Raw genomic sequence first — 21,411 nt, forward strand, 5'->3', positions numbered from 1 at the left:
CTCAGCCGGGAATCCTCACGCGCTGCGGGAGAGTGCGTTCCGCATGGAAACGCCCCATCTCGGTGGTCAACGGATCTGTCGCACCGACCACGGCGTCGGCCACTCCCAGGACCCGGAGCACCGCGAGGGTGTTCGCCAGGCTGACGGTGCCGGTGCCGTTCTCGATGCTGCGCAGGGTGGTGCGGGTGATGCCGGCGCGATCCGCGACGAGCTGAGCGGTGAGGCCGTGGATCTTGCGCCAGTTGCGGACGTGCTCGCCGATCGAGGCGAGATCTCGGTGGGTTCGTTGGGACGTGCGGGCCATGGTGTCGGACTTTCTGGACGACGGCGGTCTGGGCGCGCCGGTCGGACTGTGGTCACCAGGATAGCCGTCGTCGTCCCTAATGGGTAGCACGCTGGCCGTTAGCGTCAACCACCGGCACGCCAATGACGCCGCGCCCGCCGCTGTGCCACGCCGCGCAATTCTTCGTTCCCACGGCTAGGAGTGGCGGCGCTGTAGTTCACCAGTCGAGTCGGTGTCGTGCGGCACGGAGGTGAAACCGAGACTGCCGGCAGGGGGATGGAGTGTTTGCTGCGTGGGGCGATGAGTCTGGATCAGACAAGAACCTCGACCCGGGCGCGTACATGCTGGGGACCGCGATCGTAGATCCTGCGCGGGCGGACGAGATCCGAGACGCGACGCGTGCATTGCGGCTCAAGGGGCAGCGCAAGGTTCACTGGCGGGACGACAGTCTCGGACGGGTAACCCCCGTTGGCTCAAGACGATCGAACGATCGACCGAGGTCCGCGTGATCGACGCTCGGGCTCAGACATGACGCGAGCCCCGGGCCCTGTCGTCCGGCAGGATCTCCCGAGGCTCACTTCTGCAGCCATCGCAATGGTGCAGCTCGGTCCCGATATTGCTTCCGGCTAACCTCATCGCACAACCGCAATGGCCGAGGCCATCGCGCCGAGCGCCTTGATCGCCTCCTCCGCGTCCGCGTTCTCGTAGCCGCGCGTGCAGACGGCGATCACGAGGGCGTCCGGGCCCGGCGCGCCGAGGAAAGCCACGTCGTGGCGGATCCCGTCGACCCAGCCGGACTTGGAGCCGAACGGCACGTCGTCCGGGAACGACGCCGTGAGCTGGCGGTCCGTCTGCCGGGACAGCAGGTCCAGCATCCAGGCAGTCCGCTCCGGGCTCGCCAGCCGGTCTGCCACGATCGCGCCCATCAGGCGGGCGAGGTCGCGTGCGGTGACCAGGTGCGACGGGCCACCGGCTCGGGCCGCGGCGAGGTCGGAGTACAGGCGGCTCAGGATCGAGTCCGTGCAGCCGGCGTCGGCCAGCGCCCGGTTGCACGCATCGAGGCCGACCCGGTCGATCATCATGTTGGTCGCCTCGTTGGACGAGACCACGATCATCCGCTCGACGACGTCGGCCAGAGGCATGGGCGTGCCGTCCGGCGGGAGGCCCTCGTCGATGTCGTCCGGCTCGATCGTGAACGGGCCCGCGCCCGGGGCCCGCGAGGTGAACGTCCTGGCGGCGACCAGTTCCTCGTCGAGCGACGCGGTCCCGGCGTCGAGCTCCCGGGCGGCGGCGGCCAGCACCGCGAGCTTCACCGTCGACGCGGCGTAGACCACGACGTCGTCCTCGCGGGCAGCCAGCACCTCGCCCGACGCCCGCGCGACATGGAAGGCGACGAACGGCACGCCGTCGCTGTGGGTCCCTCTCCGCACCATGCGATTCCTCCGATCCTCGCGTCCCGCCGCCCGCCGGGCATGCGCTCGGCCACCTGACAGGGCCGGGCACGCACATGACCTGACCACCTGACGGGGCGGGCAATTGCTCCGCCGCCCGGCGGGCCGGGCAACTACTCGACCGCATGGTTGCGACCCGCATTGCCGGGCGGTCCCTGCTCGGCTGCGGCGCTTCCCCGCGATCCCTTACTGACTCCAGTTCATCAGGGTTTCGGATCCCTTCAAACCAGCGTGAAAGGCCCGCGGGGCCCTACTGAACAGTCCTCAGTAGGTCGGTCCAGGCATGGACCACAGCCCGGGACTGGGTTTCGTTGGTTTCCGCGTGCTCCTTGGCGGATGCTGCCAGGGCGGCGCGATCGATGCCCTGGCCCGCCAGGGCCGCCTCGTCCCAGCGGAGGATCGCGTCCGGCGACGCCTCCGGATGGAACTGCAGCCCCCAGGCAGCCCGCCCGACCCGGAACGCCTGCACCCGGCACTCCTGCGACGTGACCAGCAGCGTCGCGCCTGGCGGCAACGTGGTCACGGAATCCTCGTGGTTCTCCAGCATCCACAGCGGCCCGGGGACGACGGCGGCCGTGGCGGCGTCGCGCACGTCCGCGCGGTGAGGTGGGCCGTCGCGGCTGGGGCCGGTCGGTCCGGCTCCTGCCAGGAACTGGCCGAGGAGCGGGTCGCCGGCCGCCGCCGGCAGGACCTCCAGGGCGCACATCCCGCGTTCCGTCTCCCCGGACCTCGCGGTCACCGTGCCGCCCGCGACCTGGGCAAGCAGTTGTCCGCCGAGGCAGATCCCGAGCAGGGGCGTCTCGCGGTCCAGCGCCTCGGCGGTGAGCGCGCGCTCGGCCGGGAGCCAAGGGTGCTCGGCGTCGTCGTCGGGCAGGTAGCCGCCGCCGAGCAGGATGACGCCGTCGTACCCGTCCAGGCCGGCCGGCAGCCCTTCCGACGCCCGCACGACGTCGGCGGTCACGCTCGCCTCCGCCAGCCAGTCGCCGAGCCGCCGCGGGCCCGACGTCTTCGAGTTCTGGACCACCAGGACACGCGTCATGACTCCACCTTCGTCAGGGCCGGGAGCGGGCGCGCGAAGTGACACGCCGCCAGGTGCGCGGAACCTCCCGCGGCGGGACCGCCGTCGTCCCCGTGCGGCTCCAGGGCGGGCGGAGCATCCACGCAACCGGCCGGAACCGGGTGTCCGTCACCGACGGACCTGGACCCGTCCCCGGCGCCCGAGTCGTTCCCCGAGCCCGGCAGCGGCGCCCCCTCCCCGAGCGCCCGCGCCAGCGGGCACCGGGTATGGAAGGCGCACCCCGCGGGCGGATCCACGGGCGACGGCGGCTCACCCTCCAGCGTGATCGCGCGGGAGTCGGTCAGCCGCACCGCCGGGTCGGGCTCCGGGACCGCCGACAGGAGCGCCTGCGTGTAGGGGTGCAGGGCGTCGTCGTAGACGTCGTCGGACGGGCCCCGCTCCACGACGCGGCCCAGGTACATCACCGCGACCTCGTCGGCGATGTGGCGGACCACGCCCAGGTCGTGCGCGACGAACACGTACGAGAGCCCGAGCTCGTCCTGCAGGTCCTGCAGCAGGTTGACGACCTGCCCCTGCACGGACACGTCGAGGGCGGAGACCGGCTCGTCGCACACCAGGATCCGGGGGCGCAGCGCGAGCGCCCGGGCGATGCCGATGCGCTGCCGCTGCCCGCCGGAGAACTGGTGCGGGTAGCGGTCCACATGACCCGGGTCGAGTCCGACCAGCTCCAGCAGCTCGCCGACGGCCGCGGTCCTTCCGCCCGGCGGGCGGACCCGGTGGATGGCGAACGGCTCGCCGACGATCTGCCCCACGGACATGCGCGGGTTCAGCGCCGTGTACGGGTCCTGGAACACCATCTGCACGTCACGGCGCAGCTGCCTGCGGCCGGCCCGGGACAGCCGCGCCACGTCGTGGCCGTCCACGAGCACCTGGCCCGACGTCGGCCGCTCGATCCCCACCAGCGTGCGCGCGAGCGTGGACTTGCCCGATCCCGACTCGCCCACCACCCCGAGCGTGCGGCCCGCGCCGAGGGCGAGCGAGACGCCGTCGACGGCCTTGACCATGCCGGCGGTGCGGCGCAGCAGCCCGCGGCGTACCGGGAAGTGCTTGACGAGGTCGCGAACCTCGAGCACGGTCTCAGCCATCGGTCATCTCCTTGTCCTCCGGGCCGACGGCGAGCCCTGGGCATCCGGTATCGGACGGGTCCTGGCGCTCGCCCGGAACCGCCGCGGCAGAGGACGCCAGGACCTCGGCGGCGAAGTGGCATGCGGACATGCGCTCGGTCGCCGTCGAGGTCGCGAACAGCGGCGGAGTGTCCGACCGGCACACGTCGCGGGCCAGGTCGCACCGCGGATGGAATGCGCAGCCGGTCGGCAGCGCGGCCGGGTCGGGCGGCCGGCCGGGAATGACCGGCAGGCGCCGCCGCCCGTCGAGCTCCCGGTCGTCGAGGGCCCGGCGGGCCTGCCCGGCGCCGACGTCGTCCTGCGAGCCAGAACCGGGCGACGACCTGCGCCTGCCTCTCCCTACGCCCGCGTCGCCACCCGCCGACGGGATCGACCGCAGCAGCGCGCGCGTGTACGGATGGGCGGGCGCGCGGAAGGCGTCGCGCACCGGTGCCCGCTCCACGACGCGCCCGGCGTACATGACGGTGACGTCGTCGGCCATGCCGGCCACCACGCCCAGGTCGTGCGTGATGAGTACCAGCCCCATCCGCCGTTCGGCCTGGATCTCGGCGAGCAGCCGCAGCACCTGGGCCTGCACGGTGACGTCGAGCGCGGTGGTCGGCTCGTCCGCGATGAGCACGTCCGGGTCCATGGCCAGCGCCGTCGCGATCATGACCCGCTGCCGCATGCCGCCCGACAACTGATGCGGATAGTCCTTCACCCGGCCCCGCGCGTTCGGCACCTGCACCAGATCCAGCAGCTCCACGGCGCGCCGCCCGGCGTCCCGGCGCGACATCCCGCGCCGCCTCCGCAGCGCCTCCGTGAGCTGGTACCCGACGGTGTGCACGGGGTTGAGCGCCGCCAGCGCGTCCTGGAACACCATCGCGATCCGGTCGCCGCACCGGCTGCGGTGCTCGCGCCGGCTCAGTCCCAGCAGGTCCTCGCCCGCCAGGCGGGCCTCCCCGCGGGTCACCCGGGCGGTGTCGGGCAGCAGGCCCATCACCGCCAGCGACGACACCGACTTGCCCGACCCGGACTCCCCGACCACCGCGAGCGTCCGCCCGGCCTCCACGCGGTAGGACACCCCGTCCACCGCCCGCACGACCCCCTCGGAGGTGCGGAACTCCACCGCGAGGTCGCGCACCTCGAGCAGGGCAGTGCCCGACGACGCCCCGGGGCCGGGCTCTGAGTGGATGCTCATCGGGCCAGCCTCGGGTCGAGGGCGTCACGCAACGCGTCGCCCAGCACCACGAGCGCCAGCACGGTGGCGACCAGGCAGATCAGGGGTGCGAGCAGGATGTGCGGTGCACCGCCGGTCACCCACTCGGACCCCTGCTCGATCTGGATCCCCCAGCTCGTCGCCGGCGGACGCACCCCGATCCCGAGGAACGACAGCACGGCCTCCCAGCTGATGATCCCCGCCACCGAGGTGGGCAGGATCGCGGTGACCGGGCCGATCGCGTTCGGCAGTACGTGCCGCACCATGACCCGCAGGTCGGAGGCACCCAGCGAGCGGGCCGCCGTCACGTAGTCGAGGTTCTTCGTCTCCAGCACGCTCGCACGCACGTACCGGGCGTACGGCATCCAGCTGAACAGGACGAGCACCACCGCGGGCAGCAGGATCACGTCGAACGTCCCCGCGCCGAGCTCGATCCCCTGGAACAGCGACAGGATCAGCAGCGCGGCCAGCAGCAGCGGGATCACGAGGAACACCTCGACCGTGCGCGACACCAGGTAGTCCACCCAGCCCAGGTAGTACCCGGCGACCAGGCCGAGCGTCACCCCGATGACCAGCGCCACCCCCACGACCACGACGGCCAGCAGCAGCGACGGCCGCACGCCGTGCACCAGCGTGGCGAGCACATCGCAGCCCAGCGCGTCCGTACCCAGCGGGTGCGCGCCGCCGGCCTCCTGCGGGTCCAGCCGGGCCTCGCGGATGTTGCAGGAGCGCGGGCTCGTGCTCGTGAAGAGCCGCGGAGCCAGCGCCATCGTCGTGAAGAACAGGAGCACGGCGCTCGCGATCACGGCATCGGGCCGGCCTCGCAGCGCGCGCCAGGCCCGGGTGAGCGGACGCGCCGCCGGGGCGACGTGCCCTCCGGTCCGGGCACGGGCCTCGGCCCGCCGCCCGCCGCCGCGCCCGTCGTCGATGTCGGTACCGTTCATGCCATCTCCTCGGACTCCGCTCCGGGCACGTGCCTCGTTCCCCGGCCCGTACCCTCCGCTGCGCCCGTCGCCGATGTCAGTCATAGCGGATCCTCGGGTCGAGCACGGCGTAGGCGATGTCGACCACGATCATCACCAGCACGGTCACAGCGGTCAGCAGGGTCACGACGCCCAGCACGAGTCCGACGTCGTCGTTCCGGACCGCCTCCCACAGCACGCCGCCCATCCCGTAGATGTTCATCAGTCCCTCCGTGATGACGGCGCCGCCGAGGGCCTCGGCGAACGTGAGGCCGACGGCGGTGACCACGGGCACGGACGAGTTGCGGACCACGTGGTGCACGACGACGTGCCCCTCGGCCAGCCCCTTCGACCGGGCCGTGCGCACGTGCTCGCCCGCATACGACTCGAGCTGGCTCGCCCGCACCAGGCGGATGAACGCCGCCGACCCCGCCAGACCCAGCAGGATCCCGGGCACGACGACCGTCGCCCAAGGGTGCGCCGGGTCGAACGAGGGCCGGAACCAGTACGGCGGCCAGCTGTCCTCGCCGAACGTCTCCTTGGACCAGCGGTTCAGCGGCACCGCCACGACGTACCGGTACACGATCAGCAGCACGAAGACAGGAAACGCGTCGATCAGCACCGACGTGAGCCGGATGCCGTGGTCGCCCGCGGAGCCGCGCCGGCGGGCGGCCACGGACCCGAGCACCATGCCGAGCGCCAGCCAGGTGACGACCACGACGCAGAACAGGCGCAGCGTGTTCGGCGCCGCGGCGCTCACGATGTCGGAGACCTCGCGGCCACGCAGGTTGGTGCCGAATTCCCCACGGGCGTACTGGCCGAGCCGCTCGGCGAACGGCCCGAGGCACGGGTCGCCGGGCCGGTCGAAACAGGGGTCGTCGAGCCCGAAGCGCTGTTCGACGGCGGCCACCTGCGCCTCCGTCGCGACCTTGTCCCCGAAGAACGCCTGTGCGGGGCTGCCGTTGAGCTGGATGGCGACGGTCGTGAGCAGGTGCAGCACGAACATCACCAGCAGCAGCGTCCCGGCGCCCTGCAGCACGCGTCCGGCGATGTAGCGGCCCATGGAATCCTCTGGTTCATGACCGCGAGGAGGTGCCGTGGAGCGACGCCGGCACCACCCCGCAGGTGATCAGGTGCGGGTGGTTCAGCCGGCCGATACCTCGATCTGGCGCAGGACCGGCGCACCCGAGAACGGGTTGAGGTCCACGTTGTCCAGGCGCTCGCTGTAGTAGGTGGCGCTGAAGCTCCAGCGGAACGGGATGGTCGGGAACTCCTCGGCGAGGATCGCCTCGGCCTCCTGGTAGAGGGCCACGGACTCGTCGAGCGACGACGCCGCGGCGGCCTCCGCCAGCTTGGCCTCGAACTCCTCGCTGTACCAGCCCCAGTGCCCCGCTCCGGGCGCGCCCGAGGCGTAGAAGCTGAGGTAGTTCTCGTTCAGCGGGTAGTCCGGGAACCAGTTGTTCCGGAACATGCCGTCGTATCCCTGCTCCGCGCGCGTCGTGAAGAAGTCCGGGTCGATGTCGAGCTCGTACGGGATGCCGAGCACCTCCTCGATGGAGTTGCCGATCGCGGTGAAGTACTCCACCTCGGACTCGTCGTCGCCGAGGCTGATCTGCAGCCTCTCGCCGTCGGGCCAGCCGCCCGCCGCCGCGAGCGCGTCCTGGGCGGCCTCCGGGTCGAAGACGCACCACTCGCAGGTGCCGGCCTCGCCGCCGGGCACGCCGCCCGGGACGACCCAGGAGTCGGCCGGGGTCGCCTGGCCGCTGCCGAGCGAGGCGACGATGCCCTCGCGGTCGATCGCCATGGAGATCGCCTTGCGGAACTCGATGTCGTTCCAGGGGCCGTCGGTGTAGCCGGAGAAACCGAGGTACGTCAGGGCGGAGCCGGGGCGCTCGACGTAGCCCCCGGGCGGGGGGTCGTTTCTCGTCGCCTCGACCTCGGCCGTCGGCGGGAAGGACAGGTCGAGGTCGCCCGCCATGAAGTCGGCCCAGCCGGAGGTCTCGCCGGTGGCGTACTCCGTCCAGTGGATCACGTCGTACTCCGGCGTCTCGTCCAGCGTGTAGCCCGCCCACTTCTCCGCGGTCAGTTCCTGACTCTGCTGCCAGTCGGTGACCTGGAAGGGCCCGTTCCCGATGGGCTGGACCGCGCACGCCTCGACGTCGTCCAGGCACTCCTGTGCGACCGGGTAGAAGCCGGTGTAGCCGAGCATGGTCGCGAAGCCGGCGAACGGTGCGCCGAGGGTGACCTCGATCGTCAGCTCGTCGAGGACCTTCACCCCCGACAGCTCGTCCGCGGCGCCCTCGGCGGTGATGTTGCCGTCGTCGTCCGTGGTGGGCTGCATCTCGTCATAGCCCTCGACGATGCTGAAGAAGTAGTTCGAGTACAGGCCGTTGTCACCGTCGGCCGTGTAGTTCCAGGCCCGGGCGAACGCCTCGGCGTCGACGGGCTCGCCGTTCTGGAACGTCAGGTCCGGCCTGATCGTGATGGTCCAGACGGTGTTCTCCTCGTCGGGCTCGATGGACTCGGCGACGTAGTTGTAGGGCTCGGTGGTCTCCGGGTCGTACCGGACGAGGCCGTCGTAGACGACGTCGAGCACGCTGATGTTGTCGTACGTCCCGGCGTCCCCGGGGAACAGGGTCTCCATGTCCTGGCTGATCCAGGTCTCCAGGGTGACCCGCCCGTCGGCACCACCCTCGGTGTCGCTGGGGCTGCAGCCGGCGAGCGTCAGTGCGACCGCGGCCACGCCGGCGGTCGCGGTGATCCTGGTGGTGATCTGCGCCATAACCGTAACTTTGGCATGAGTGTGCATTTGTGCAAGTAAAAGCTGGGTAACGGTACGCGTCCCCACCTGCCCGGGCAGCACGATGCCGGGGTGGCGGCCTGCCCGAGCAGGCCGCCACCCCGGCGGTGGTGGAGTGCCGAGGTAGCGGGGCGACGAAGCAGCCCGCTACCTCGGCGGATCGGGGGTCCCCGGCGTCAGCGCCAGGGCCAGTGCCAGAAGGGCAGGAGCCACGTCCAGGTCCACTGCCAGGGGTTCTGATGCCGGACGGTGACCGGCTCCGAGGCGGCCGTGACCGGGTCGTAGCCTTCTGCCTCGGCGGTGACCTCCACGGTCAGCTCGTGCCCGGCGTCCCACGGCTTGACCTTGTAGGTCTTGCCGGTTCCCGAGTGCTTCGCGTGCGGGTGCCCGGCGATCGGCTCGCCGTCGCGCAGCCACTGGTAGCTGAGCGTGACGTCCTCGACGGACCATTCACCGGGGTCGGCCGTGAGCAGCCGGCCCGGGCGCGCCTTCCCGGTGATCTCCGGCGGCACGGTGTTCTCGATCCCGGGCGCCCCGACGAGCCGGCCCACGCCCCAGTGCGCCGTGGACTGGTAGCCGGCCCCGGTCGGGTCGGCCCAGTTGCGGATCGCGGTGCGGGCGCCGTCGGAGGCGTCGTTGACCTGGAAGTCCAGGCCGTGGAACGTGCCGAGCCCGCCGTACTCCAGCAGGTCGATCGCGGCCTCGACGACGTATCCGTCGTCCGTCTGCTGCACGGCCGAGGTGAGCCGTGCGGCCTGGTCCGCCTCGTCGCCCGTGCCGAACGACACCACGTTCTCCGCCGAGATGCGGATCTGCGTGTCGTCGGCGCGGTAGCCGCCGTTCTTCGCGTTGCCCGCGTCGACGTAGAGCTCCACGGAGTCCTGGACCCACGGATCCGAGCCCGAAACGTCGATCACGGGGTCCGCGACGTCGGCCAGCACGTACAGCGTGCTGCCCTGCCAGGTGGTCGACACGGTGGCCTGCGCGCCGTCCTCGCCCTCGACCGCCTTGGTGGTCACCACCGGCTCGGCGGCCTCGTATGCGGCGTCAGCCACGCCGTCGATCACCGGGGCCGTCGCCGCCTCGGGGATCTCCGTGTAGGAGAGCTCCTCGACGAGCGTCAGCGTGCCGAGCGTGCCGGGCGAGTTCCACGCACCGGCGGCCTCGCCGTCGTCGGACACCCGCACGTCGAGGTCCAGCGTGTCGCCCTCGGCCGCGCCGTCGAGCGGAAGGTGCACGACGACGTCGTAGCCGCCCTCAAGCTCGGACGTGACCGCGTCCGCGTCGCCGGAACCGTCGCGGGCGACCACGTACTCCGCCTCGCCGAGCGCGAAGGTCACCGCGTCGCCCGACGTCGTCGCGTCGTCCACCGACACGTACGCCGTGAGGTGATCCGGCGCCCAGCGGAGCTGGAAGCGGGCGTTGCCCGCGTCCGTCCCGAACGTGTGTAGCGGGAGCTTGTCCCACTCCAGCGAGCTCGTCGCGGCGTCGTCCAGCGGCACGTCGCCCGCGAACACGTCCGCCGTGCGGAGCTTGGCGGGCAGTTCGCCGTCGACCACGCCGTGGTAGGCGGGCTTGGCCTGGTAGGCGCCGTCGAACAGGAGGGGCGCGCCGTTGTCGGCCACCCACGAGCGATCGTCCGTCAGGCCCCACACCGTGGCGCTGTACATCCCGGCCGAGTGGTCCCGGAACACGCGGAACGCGTCGCGGTAGTAGTAGCCCTGCTCGATGAGGCTCGCCTGCGTGACCGGGGTACCGGTGGTCACGTCCAGCTCCGTGACGGCCTGCGTCACCGGCAGGTCCGCGAACCGGTCCAGGGCGGTCTCCAGCGCACCGACCGGCAGCGACAGGTTCACGTGGAACTGGTGCCCGACGCCGTCCACCGGCACGCCGCGCTCCAGCAGCCGCTCCACGAGCGCGAGGTACCGGTCCTGCTTGCCGGACTGCTCGGTGTTGTAGTCGTTGATGAACAGCGTCACCGGGCGCTCCGGGACCGTGTCCGACGGCGGCGCCGCGTACGTCTCGTTGAACGCCTCGTCCGCGTACCGGAACGCCAGGTCGACGAACTCCTCGCCGAGGACGCGGTACCACTCCGAGCGGCGCATGCCGTCGTCGTACTCACCGCTGTCCGAGATGACCTCGTTCACCACGTCCCAGGCGACCAGCGGGTTCGTGTCGGACCCGAAAGGCCCGTAGTCCGCGGAGAGGTTCTCGGCGACCGCGAAGATGTGCGTCCGCAGGCGCTCCCGGAGCATCTCCTGGCCCGCGGTGTCCGCGGGCAGCGGGTCACCGGCGTCGTCCTGGAAGAACCAGTCCGGCGTCTGGCCGTGCCACGCCAGCACGTGCCCGTAGACGCGCACGTCGTTCGCCGCGGCGAAGTCCATGAGGGCCGTGGCCTGGGCGTGACGGCCGAAGTTTCCCTCCTCGTCGTACCAGGCCTCGGGCTTCATGTGGTTCTCGCCCGTGATCTGGTTGAAGTGACGTGCGGTGAGCTCCCCGGCCGGGCCGGTCGTCTCGCGGGCGTCGATCGCGACGCCCACGGGGAAGTCGGTGGTCTCGTGGATCGGCGTGAGGTCCTCGACGACCGGCGGCTCCGGGACCGAGATCTCGATGTCGTCGACGTACCAGTCGCTCAGGTTCTCGCCGTTGTAGTCGGTCTCGAGGTAGAGCAGGGCATCGTCGGCGGACGGCATCGTGAAGGTCGCCATGACCTGTTGCCACGAGGTGCTCGACATGCCGTCGAACTGCGCGAGCGTGTCGTACGTCGTCTCGCCGTCGGACGTGTGCGCGAGGCTGAGCCAGACGTCGCCCGGCGTGGCGCCGTCGGCGAAACGGACCCAGGCGGACACGTCGTAGGTGACGCCGGCCTGGAGCGTCCCGGTCACGTCGAGGCCGATGCCGTCGCCCGTGCTCTCGCGGTTCGTGATCCCGGCCGAGTACGTGGACTCGTGGGCGTAGGCGTCCGTGACCGCGACGCCGAAGCCACTGTCGTCCGCGCCGTTGCGCGGGCCCCAGCCGCCGAGCGTGCCGTCCTCGAAGTCGGTGCTCAGCACCGTGCCCGACGCCGGGGGAGTGCCCTGCGGGAACACGAACTCCCAGCCGTCGGCGAGGCGTTCGGACACCACGGTCCGGACCGCGGCGAGCGTCCCAGAGCGGTCACCACCGCCGTCGTGCGCGAGGACGAGTTCGCCGGGGACCATCGCGGCGCGCAGGTTCTCCGTGAGGGTGGCCTCGTCCTGCGTCTCCCAGTCCGCGATCGTGTTGCGCACGTCGAGCGGCTGCATGCCCAGCTCGACGGCGACATCGGGCGTCACGCCCCACGAGCCGTTCGGCGCGCGCCAGAACGGGACCTTCTGGTTCGGGTCGCCCAGGGCCTGCCGGATGATCTCCAGGTTCGCGACCAGGTCCGCGCGCACCTGATCGGCGGTCCAGTCGCCCATGTCGGCGTAGCCGGTCGAGTGGTTGCACAGCACGTGACCCTCGTCCACGATCCGGCGCAGGATCTCGGCGCCGCCGTCGGCCTCGATGTTCTGGCCGATCACGCAGAACGTCGCCGTGATGTCCTGCTCGGCGAGGAAGTCCAGCAGCGCGGGCGTGGTGCCAGGGTTGGGGCCGTCGTCGAACGTCAGGGCGGAGACGTTGCCCGTGCCGTCCGCGAGGTACGCCGGCGCGGGCACAGGGCTGATCGCGCCGCCGGGGGCCGTGCCCGGGTCGGTGCCGCTGTCCTCGCTGGTCACGAGGATGTCGTCAACCATGATGGTGTACGGCCCCTCCTGGTCGGCGGTGCCGAGGTACGCCTGGAGGGCGGACGGATCGGCGTCGGCCGCCGCGGTGTACGAGCCGGTGACGGTGGTCCACTCGGACGTGATGGTGGTGTTGCCGACCCAGGTGTAGTCCGGCTTCATGACGAAGCGGATGCCGGTGGACTCCGGCGGGGTCTCGCCCTCGGCGGCCGGGGCGATGCGGGCGCGCATCGAGAAGTCGTACGTGGCTCCCGCCTCGAAGATCCCGGCGGGGGACTGGAGTCCCTCGTAGTCCGCGGCGCGGGTGACGGACAGGACGTTGTTGCCGGCGTCGTCGGGGTCCGGGACCACCTCCAGCGTGGCGCTCCCGGACGCGGTCCAGGCGCCGGTGGTGCCGTCGGTGAAGTCGGCCGCGGTGATCGTGACGGGTTCTGCGGCGGCCGGTCCGGTCAGGGCGACGGTCGCGACGCCGGCGCCCGTGAGGGCGAGGGCCGCGGCCGTGGTGGCGGCGGTGAGGCGGCGTCCGGATCTTGTGGTGCGGGGTCGTGTGAAACGATTTCGATATGGGAAACGATTTCGATCGAACATCAGAGGCGCTCCCTTGCGCGGTACGGGTGCTTTGGGCGTGATAGTAGCCACACCCGGGAGCGGGGGCCAGTCACCGCGTGCCGAACCGCATCCTCCCACCGCCAGAGGGCGCTGAACCGCAAGGTGAATCGTGCAAACCTCGCGTTTGCACGATTCACCTTGCGGTTCGGCAGTCGGAACCGGCTTCCTCTTGCGGTTGGGCAGCTGGAACCGGCTTCAGGCTGCCGTTCGAGCTGGGATTGTCGGCGTGTTCCTGCGGTCCGTCGGCCGATCGCGGGACAGGATTGCGGTTCGGCGGTGGGCGCCCGGGTGGCGGGTCAGGCGCCCGTCAGCTCCTTGACCTTGCCCTTCGCGATGCGGATGCGACGCGGGGTGCGCGCCGCCACGGCCGAGTCGTGCGTGACCACGATCAGCGTCAGGCCCTGTTCCTTCCACAGGCCCTCCATCAGGTCGACGATCTCGTCGCGGGTGTCCTCGTCGAGGTTTCCCGTGGGCTCGTCGGCCAGCAGCACGGTCGGGTTCTTCACCAGCGCCCGCGCGATCGCGACGCGTTGCTGCTGCCCGCCCGACAGCTCGCCCGGCAGGTGGTCCGCCCGCTCGCCGAGCCCCACCGACTCCAGCGTGTCCAGCGCCCGCCGCGCCCGCTCCGCCTTCGTCACGCCCGCGGGCACGAGCGCCGTCTCGACGTTCTCCTGCGCCGTCAACGTCGGGATGAGGTTGAAGTTCTGGAACACGAATCCGACCGTCTCGGCGCGCACCCGGGTGAGCCCGGCGTCGTTCATCGCGGCCAGGTCCTTGCCGTCCAGCACGACGCTGCCCGACGTCGGCCGGTCCAGCCCGCCCAGCGTCTGGAGCAGCGTGGACTTGCCGCCCCCGGTCGGGCCCTGGATGGACAGCAGTTCGCCGTCCTCGATCCGCAGCGACACGTCACGCAGCGCGTGCACGGTCCGCCTCCCCTGGGTGTAGGTCTTGCTCAGCTTTTCGATCTGGTACATGACATGCCTTCTCTCGTTGTACGACGACGTGCTGCGGTACGGCGGGGCCGGTGCCGCGCGGCCGGTCTCGCGGCCATCTGCCGGACCGGCGGGACCGGCCGCGCGGCGACCGGTCTCAGGCCAGGGAGCGGAACGCCTCCGCCGGGCGCAGCCGCGCCGCGCGCTGTCCCCCGACCACGCCGGCCACGAGGCCGCCCAGCACCGCCAGGCCCACCGCGGCGGCGACGATCCACAGGGAGACCGGCGCGTGCAGGACGACGTCGGACACCGTGTCGGCGAGTCCGCCGCCGCCACCACCGCCGAAGCCGGCCGGGCCGCCGCCCGCGACCTCACCCGCTCCGTCCTGCAGCGCCTGACCCGTCTGCGGGCCGCCCCTGCCCCCGAACGCGACCTGGGCGCCGGTCGAGCCGCTCAGCGTGATCCCCGAGAGGTTCACCGCCAGGACGGCGAGGCCGCCCAGTGCCACGCCCGCGACGCCGCCGATCAGCCCTTGCGCGACGGACTCGCCCGCGATCTGGCCCACGACGCGTCGCTGTGACCAGCCGAGAGCCTTGAGCGTGCCGAGCTCGCGCGTGCGTCGGTTCACCCCGGACACGGTGAAGAGGATCGCGAGCCCGAACGCGGCGAGCAGGACGATCACCGAGAGCCAGGTGCCGAGCGTCGAGACCAGCGACGACGCCGTCGACAGCGAGCCGGACACCCCCTCGGCGAGGTCGGCCTGGGTGGAGACCGTCGCGTCGGGGAGCTCCTCGGCGATCGCCGCCGAGACGCCGTCCACGTTCGACGACGAGTCGACCTGCACGTACAGCGTCGTGACCTGGCCGTCGAGATCGGCCAGCGCGGCGGCCACGTCGATCGGGAGGTAGATGTTCGCCGCCGTCTCCACGCCCTCGCCGGTGGTCGACGACACGGTGCCGATCACCTCCAGCTCGGAGCCGCCGACGGTGACCGTGTCGCCGACCCCGATCTCCTCCTGCTCCGCGTAGACGGCGTCGAGCACGGCGACGTCCTGCCCGGCGTCGGAAGCCTCGAAGGTGCGGCCGTCCGCGATCTCGGTGGTGGTCAGGGGGCCGACGGCGGCCGTGGCCGGGTCGATGCCGGTGACCGTCTGCTGGTCGATCTCGAACGACGACGGGCCGCCCTGCCCGCCGCCCTCGCCGCCCTCGCCGGGCTCGGCACCGGGGCCACCCTCGCCCATCTCGCGGAAGTCGGGCATCTCGCCGGAGAAGCTCGTACTGGAGAGCTCCAGCGTGGCGGCCACGCCGGAGACATCGTCGAGGTTGGCGACGGCGTCGAGCGCACCGGCGTCGAACGCCGTCGTCCCGGGGCTCGTCGTGAGCCGCTCCTGCGCGATCTCCCGGGTGCCGTCCGCGGTGGCCTCGCCGTCCTCGGCGTCGAAGTCGAAGCGCCCGGGGCCGAACCCGCCGCCCTCGCCGGGTTCCGCCGTCTGCGTCACGGTGACGTCGGTGCCCACGCCGTAGACCGATTCCAGCACTTCGGTCTGCGCGTCCCGGACCCCCGCCGACACCGACGAGACCACCATGACCAGCGCGATGGCGACGGCCAGCCCGATCGCGACTACCGCCGTCTGCTTACGTCTGTTGCGCAACTCCCTGCGCAGGTACGTGAGGAACATGGGGCCAAGGGTGGCGAGAACCGCTGAGCCGGACCTGTCGTGACGCTGTGATGAAGCTATGCGGTCCCGGCGTTCGTCGTGATCGGAGATGCCACGTCGCCGAGGAGAGACCGGACGGCGGTGGCAGTCCCGGGCAGCCGCTCGGCGTACGCGCGCCACAGAACCTCGTGGTCGATGATGTCGTAGCCGTGCGCGATGACATGGCGAGTGCTGAGGATCGGCTGGAGGCCGAGGTGGCTGTGGTCCGCGAGGAATGTCTTGTCCATGCGATTGATGGACTCCCCGAGTCGGATCGCGACGGCTTCCGCGGCGAGCATGACGAACTCGTCGGCGAAGAACCGGTCTCTGCCGAACGCGACGAGGCGAGCCGCCATCCCGGTGTGTTCCACGAAATCGTCGAGCGATGTGACGGTGCGCTCGCCGTACTTCTCGGCGAGCACTGTTCGGTTCTCAGTCACAAGGGTCTCGCTTCCTCCCGGATCCGGTGATGCTTCGGCTTGAGGCCGCCTTCGCTGACCAGGTCGACGTGGATGCCCAGCGTTTCTTCGATGTCCTGGCGCAGTTGGGCGAACGCGAACAGGTCCATCCCCGGGCCGGGATCTATCAGCAGGTCGATGTCGCTGGCCGGCGTGTCCTCATGGCGGGCGACGGAGCCGAACACTCGCGGATTGCGCCCACCTGCTTCTTCGATGAGAGCGATAACCTCGCGGCGACGGGACCCGAGTACCTGGGACGGCCGCCGCATCGAGTGGACGAGCCGCTCCCGCATGGCGCCGGTGAGCGGGCGGCGCCCGGACTCGTACGCGGCGATGTTCGGACGCGCGACGCCCGATGCGTCGGCGAGTTGCTGCTGTGTCATGCCGGCAGCCTCGCGCATCTCGCGCAGGCTGAGCTGCGGGTCACCCTTCATGTATCAAGAGTATCGGCGCTGGAAGTCGCGCGCGACCGCGCACTTGGCATGGTGGAAGGTGCTGAGCCAGGCCGCGCAGGATGGTGACGCGGCGGGAACGCGGCCCGGCCGTCGGCGAGAGGCGGCGCGGCGCCGTAGTGCCGACGCGCTGCCCGGCCCAGGAACCCGGCGGCGTGGGAGCATCGGCGCATGGATGAGCTGCGCCGCGCCGTCGACGTCATGGACCGTCTCTACTCGCCGGGCGGGTGCCCGTGGGACCGGAAGCAGACGCACGCCTCGCTCGTGCCGTACCTCCTGGAGGAGGCGCACGAGCTGGCCGAGGCCATCGAGTCCGGCGACCGAGACCACATGCGCGAAGAGCTCGGGGACGTGCTGCTGCAGGTGCTGTTCCACGCGCGGATCGCGACCGAGGAGCCCGGGCCGTTCACGGTGCACGACGTCGCCCGCGACCTCGCCGACAAGCTCGTGCGGCGGCACCCGCACGTGTTCACCCCGGACGGCGAGGAGCGCTCCGCCGACGACGTCCTCGCCGGCTGGGAGGACATCAAGCAGGCCGAGAAGCAGCGCACGTCGGTCCTGGAGGGCATCCCGCTGGCACAGGGCGCGCTCGCCCGCGCGCAGAAGGTCGTGTCCCGCGCGGCCAAGGCAGGGTTCGCGGAGGGGCCGGGCACCGGGCAGCCGGCTACCGGATCGCCCGGCGTCGGGACACCGGAGGCCGGCGTCCCGGGGGCAGAGTTTCCCGGCGGGGTGGCGGACAACAGGTCGCCGGGCACCGGATCGTCGGGCGCCGGCGGCACCGGCACCGGTGCCACGCCGCGGCGCGACGAGGGTGGATCGGACCGCGCTCCGTCGTCGGACGACCTCGCGGAGCGCTACGGGGCCGAGCTGCTCGACGTCGTGCGCCGGGCGCAGGCCGACGGCGTCGACGCCGAGCAGGCGATGCGCGCCGCGAGCCGCGCGCTGGAGGCGCAGGTGCGTGCCGCGGAGTCGGCCGCCGCGGATTCGGCGGCCGCAGAGGCTTGAGGCCGCCGCGGATTCGGCGGCCGCAAAGGCTTGAGGCCGACGCGGCAGCGCCGGCCCGGTCGCGGAGCCGCCGCGCGAACGGCCGACCTCCAGTCCGCGCCCGTCGGAGATCGACCGCGAACCTCCTGTAACGCTGCGGCCTGGACCGGACATGTGCAAGATGTCCGGCACACACACCGGTGAGCCGCCGAACAGGGAGCCGTATGCCCACCACTGACGACGAGCGCTTCTCGGTGCTCTTCGCCGACACGAATCCGGCACTGCTCGCGTACGCGGTGCGCCGGGTCTCCGACCCTGCCGACGCGGCCGACGTCGTGGCGGAGACCTACCTGGTCGCCTGGCGTCGCATCGCCGAGGTCCCGCGCGGGGACGGGGCGCGCCCGTGGCTGTTCGGCGTCGCGCGGCGGGTGCTCGCCAACTACTACCGGGGCGAACGACGGCGCTCCGCGCTCGCCGACCGTCTGAGGGCACAGCTCGTGGAGGTCGTTCCGCCCGCCGACGCCGGTCTGCGGGGTGGCTCGGACATCGAGCTGGCACTGGCCGGGCTCGACGAGAACGACCAGGAGATCCTCCGGCTCGTCGCCTGGGAGGATCTGGCCCGGGACGAGATCGCGGTGGTCCTGGGCGTGTCGCGGGCGACGGTCCGGGTGCGGCTGCACCGGGCGCGGCGCCGGCTCGCCGAGCGTCTGGCTCGGATCGCGTCCGGTGACGAGCCAGAGGCTGACGGTGCGCGGAAACGATCGCAGCGAACCGGACACGTCATGAGTGAGTGGGCGAGTGCTCACTCCGGAGTCGAGGAGGCCCGATGAACCAGGACGCCATGGACGCGCTGCGTGCGGCGGACCCTGCGAGGTCGGCGCGCCTCGACGCCGTCGACCCGGGGGCGTTCGACGCCCTCAGGGAGGGGATCATGATGAGTGAGCGGAGCACGAAGCAGGTCCGTCGCCGGATGCTGCGGGGGACGATGATGGCGGGGGGACTCGGCCTGGTCCTCGCGGGCGGGGGCGCGGCGTACGCCTCCGGCGCTCTGGGGTCCATCGCGGGAGACGCGTTCTCCGCGCAGGTCGAGACGCTGGTCGGCCGCGAGCCCGAGCCGAGCCCGTCCGAGACGCGCACCCCGGCCGAGCAGGGCCCGGTCGGCTGGGTCCAGCGGGCTTGTCCGACGTCGGACGAGGGCATCGACTGGACGGAGTCGTACCTGAGGCAGGTCGAGATCGAGATCGGGGGAATCTCGCACGGCATGCCCCGTGAGGACGAGGAGACGTGCACCTGGGACTTCATCGAGGAGGAGACGGCCGCGGCCATTGCGATGCGGGTCGCCGAGGAAGATGCCGGGCCGCCCTTCGACAGGCCACTCACCTCCGTCGAGGCGTCCGAGGGCGGCGGGAGGTGCATCGGCCGGGACGAGGCGCTCTCGCTCGTCGAAGGGCTGCTCGGCCCGGACCACGAGCTCTCCCCGACGGCGCTCGAGACCGGCGATGCGTTCGAGTGCACCCTCTGGGAGATGCGCGTGGACGAGGACGTCCAGATCGTGGTCTACAGCCCGGACACGCTGCATTGATGGACTGGGACGGTGCGCATGCCGGGTCGTGCGCACCGGACCGCGGGGCGGGCTCATCGCGGACAGCTCCCCGGCTTCTCGCGGGACGTCCTAGGGTGGGAGCCGTAACCTCCGAGCAACATCCTGAGAAGGAGAATCCGTGGCTAGCATCGAAGCCGTTGGAGCACGCGAGATCTTGGACTCGCGCGGCAACCCGACCGTCGAGGTCGAGATCGTCCTGGACGACGGCACCTACGCCCGCGCCGGCGTGCCGTCGGGCGCGTCGACCGGCGCGTTCGAAGCCGTCGAGAAGCGCGACGGCGACAAGAGCCGCTACCTGGGCAAGGGCACGGAGCAGGCCGTCGCCGCGGTGAACGACCAGATCGCGCCCGAGCTGATCGGGTACGAAGCCGAGGAGCAGCGCATCGTCGACGCGACGATGCTGGAGCTGGACGGCACCCCGAACAAGGGCAACCTCGGCGCGAACGCGGTGCTGGGAGTGTCGCTCGCGGTCGCGAAGGCCGCGGCGAAGTCTTCGGGCCTGGACCTGTTCCGCTACGTCGGCGGGCCGAACGCGCACGTGCTGCCCGTTCCGATGATGAACATCCTGAACGGCGGGTCCCACGCGGACTCGAACGTGGACATCCAGGAGTTCATGGTCGCGCCGATCGGCGCCTCGACCTTCAAGGAAGCGCTCCGCAGCGGAACCGAGGTGTACCACGCCCTCAAGTCGGTGCTGAAGGAGAAGGGTCTCGCCACGGGGCTCGGCGACGAGGGCGGCTTCGCGCCGAACCTCGCGAGCAACCGTGAGGCCCTGGACCTGATCCTCGTCGCGATCGAGCGGGCCGGCTACACGCCGGGCACCGACGTGGCGCTCGCGCTCGACGTCGCCTCCACGGAGTTCTTCGCCGAGGGCTCCTACGCCTTCGAAGGCGGCAAGAAGTCGACCGAGGAGATGGTCGACTACTACGCGCAGCTCGTGGCCGACTACCCGCTGGTCTCCATCGAGGACCCGCTGAGCGAGGACGAGTGGGGCGCCTGGGCGGCGCTCATGGAGTCGGTGGGCGACAAGGTGCAGATCGTGGGCGACGACCTGTTCGTCACCAACCCCGAGCGCCTGGCCCGCGGCATCGCGGAGAAGTCGGCGAACTCGCTGCTGGTCAAGCTCAACCAGATCGGCACGCTGACCGAGACGCTCGACGCGGTCACGCTGGCCCAGCGCAACGGCTTCACCACGATGACGTCGCACCGCTCCGGCGAGACCGAGGACACCACCATCGCGGATCTGTCGGTGGCCACCAACGCCGGCCAGATCAAGACCGGTGCCCCGGCTCGCGGTGAGCGCATCAACAAGTACAACCAGCTCCTGCGCATCGAGGACGCCCTGGACGACGCCGGCGTCTACGCCGGCCGCACGGCGTTCCCCCGCTTCCAGGGCTGAGCTCCCGGAAGACCGGGCTGAGCCCCGGAACCCGGGCTGCCCTCCACCGGGGGCCGGGCCGCGCCGGTTTCGTGCGGCGCGGGCCAGCCAGGTTCCGAACAGCAGTGTGGTCGGGGGTTTTCCGCATGGTCGGTCAAGTGATTGACCGACCATGCGGAAAACCCCCGACCACACTGCTGTTCCAGGCGAGGGTGGCGGGCTCTCCTGCCGCCCCGGGCCGCTCGCGGACTGAGTCGGGTTCAGTAGGGTCGCGGACCCACTTCGGCGGGTCCGAAAGGGGTGGTCCCGCCCTGTTGAACGGCCGTCAGTAGATCTGCCGCCGGATGCGTGGGCGGCGCGCCGTTCGAAATGTCGTGATCATCGAGGCTGCGGTCGGCACAATCGTGGCGTGCCCTCGTCTCGTCGTCCCGCGTCGCCGTCCGGTCCGGGGCGGCGCCGTCCGGCTGCCCGCCCGGAGCCGTCCGATGATTCGGGGACGACGGCCGCCCTGGGCGAGGAGGAGGCCTCGGGGACGACGGCGGCCCGGGGCGGGCAAGGATCCTCGGGGGCGACGGCGGCGAGTGGCGGACACGGAGATTCGGGGGCGACCGCGTCCTCGAAAGGTCGGCCGACTTCGGGGAAGATCGCCCGGGCCAAGAC

General features: G+C 71.6%; 17 protein-coding genes. 4 read left to right on the forward strand and 13 right to left on the reverse strand.

Translation table 11 applies throughout. From position 1 onward, the window contains the following. Position 1 precedes the first annotated feature (1 nt). From ACYVK5_RS10485 to ACYVK5_RS10545, 13 genes are all read right to left on the reverse strand, one after another. The gene (locus tag ACYVK5_RS10485; RefSeq protein ID WP_460704569.1) at positions 2-304 is read right to left on the reverse strand and encodes a helix-turn-helix domain-containing protein; all 303 of its coding nucleotides are present in this window, start codon (positions 302-304) and stop codon (positions 2-4) included. A gap of 611 nt (positions 305-915) precedes the next feature. Then, the gene (locus ACYVK5_RS10490; RefSeq protein WP_460704572.1) at positions 916-1,716 is read right to left on the reverse strand and encodes a serine hydrolase; all 801 of its coding nucleotides are present in this window, start codon (positions 1,714-1,716) and stop codon (positions 916-918) included. 268 nt (positions 1,717-1,984) lie between these two features. Further along, positions 1,985-2,773 (reverse strand): type 1 glutamine amidotransferase, encoded by a 789-nt coding sequence (locus ACYVK5_RS10495; protein ID WP_460704573.1) that lies wholly within the window; start codon positions 2,771-2,773, stop codon positions 1,985-1,987. After that, entirely contained in the window at positions 2,770-3,897 is a 1,128-nt protein-coding gene (locus ACYVK5_RS10500; protein ID WP_460704575.1) for an ABC transporter ATP-binding protein, read from the reverse strand. Before ACYVK5_RS10500 ends, ACYVK5_RS10495 begins: the two co-directional genes overlap by 4 nt. Then, on the reverse strand, positions 3,890-5,116 hold the full coding sequence (locus tag ACYVK5_RS10505) for an ABC transporter ATP-binding protein (protein WP_460704577.1): 1,227 nt from the start codon (positions 5,114-5,116) through the stop codon (positions 3,890-3,892). The genes ACYVK5_RS10500 and ACYVK5_RS10505 overlap by 8 nt, the downstream gene beginning before the upstream one ends. Next, positions 5,113-6,078: an ABC transporter permease gene (locus ACYVK5_RS10510; protein WP_460704579.1), complete on the reverse strand. Its 966-nt coding sequence runs from the start codon at positions 6,076-6,078 to the stop codon at positions 5,113-5,115. Before ACYVK5_RS10510 ends, ACYVK5_RS10505 begins: the two co-directional genes overlap by 4 nt. A 76-nt stretch (positions 6,079-6,154) precedes the next feature. Next, positions 6,155-7,159, reverse strand: a complete 1,005-nt coding sequence (locus ACYVK5_RS10515) for an ABC transporter permease (RefSeq protein WP_460704581.1) — start codon at positions 7,157-7,159, stop codon at positions 6,155-6,157. A gap of 81 nt (positions 7,160-7,240) precedes the next feature. Further along, on the reverse strand, positions 7,241-8,878 hold the full coding sequence (locus ACYVK5_RS10520) for a peptide ABC transporter substrate-binding protein (protein ID WP_460704583.1): 1,638 nt from the start codon (positions 8,876-8,878) through the stop codon (positions 7,241-7,243). A 194-nt stretch (positions 8,879-9,072) separates the two neighbouring features. Further along, positions 9,073-13,227 carry an endo-1,4-beta-xylanase gene (locus ACYVK5_RS10525; RefSeq protein ID WP_460704585.1) on the reverse strand — a complete coding sequence of 1,385 codons (4,155 nt, stop codon included), beginning with the start codon at positions 13,225-13,227 and terminating at the stop codon, positions 9,073-9,075. A gap of 317 nt (positions 13,228-13,544) precedes the next feature. After that, positions 13,545-14,222 carry an ABC transporter ATP-binding protein gene (locus ACYVK5_RS10530; protein ID WP_460704587.1) on the reverse strand — a complete coding sequence of 226 codons (678 nt, stop codon included), beginning with the start codon at positions 14,220-14,222 and terminating at the stop codon, positions 13,545-13,547. A gap of 115 nt (positions 14,223-14,337) precedes the next feature. Next, the gene (locus ACYVK5_RS10535) at positions 14,338-15,858 is read right to left on the reverse strand and encodes an ABC transporter permease (protein ID WP_460704589.1); all 1,521 of its coding nucleotides are present in this window, start codon (positions 15,856-15,858) and stop codon (positions 14,338-14,340) included. A gap of 56 nt (positions 15,859-15,914) precedes the next feature. Further along, a complete protein-coding gene (locus ACYVK5_RS10540; RefSeq protein WP_460704591.1) occupies positions 15,915-16,316 on the reverse strand; it encodes a HepT-like ribonuclease domain-containing protein in 402 nt (133 codons plus the stop codon). Further along, a complete protein-coding gene (locus tag ACYVK5_RS10545; protein WP_460704594.1) occupies positions 16,313-16,768 on the reverse strand; it encodes a helix-turn-helix domain-containing protein in 456 nt (151 codons plus the stop codon). Before ACYVK5_RS10545 ends, ACYVK5_RS10540 begins: the two co-directional genes overlap by 4 nt. 189 nt (positions 16,769-16,957) lie before the next feature. Between ACYVK5_RS10545 and mazG the strand changes: the two genes are divergently transcribed. The 4 genes from mazG (at position 16,958) to eno (ending at position 20,772) form a co-directional block, all read left to right on the forward strand. Then, positions 16,958-17,791, forward strand: coding sequence for a nucleoside triphosphate pyrophosphohydrolase (gene mazG, locus ACYVK5_RS10550; RefSeq protein ID WP_460704596.1), 834 nt, complete (start codon positions 16,958-16,960; stop codon positions 17,789-17,791). A gap of 203 nt (positions 17,792-17,994) precedes the next feature. Further along, entirely contained in the window at positions 17,995-18,600 is a 606-nt protein-coding gene (locus ACYVK5_RS10555; protein WP_460704598.1) for an RNA polymerase sigma factor, read from the forward strand. Continuing rightward, positions 18,597-19,352, forward strand: coding sequence for a hypothetical protein (locus tag ACYVK5_RS10560; RefSeq protein WP_460704600.1), 756 nt, complete (start codon positions 18,597-18,599; stop codon positions 19,350-19,352). The genes ACYVK5_RS10555 and ACYVK5_RS10560 overlap by 4 nt, the downstream gene beginning before the upstream one ends. 139 nt (positions 19,353-19,491) lie before the next feature. Then, positions 19,492-20,772, forward strand: coding sequence for a phosphopyruvate hydratase (gene eno, locus ACYVK5_RS10565; RefSeq protein WP_460704602.1), 1,281 nt, complete (start codon positions 19,492-19,494; stop codon positions 20,770-20,772). Positions 20,773-21,411 lie beyond the last annotated feature (639 nt).

This window comes from Myceligenerans halotolerans (assembly GCF_054782975.1).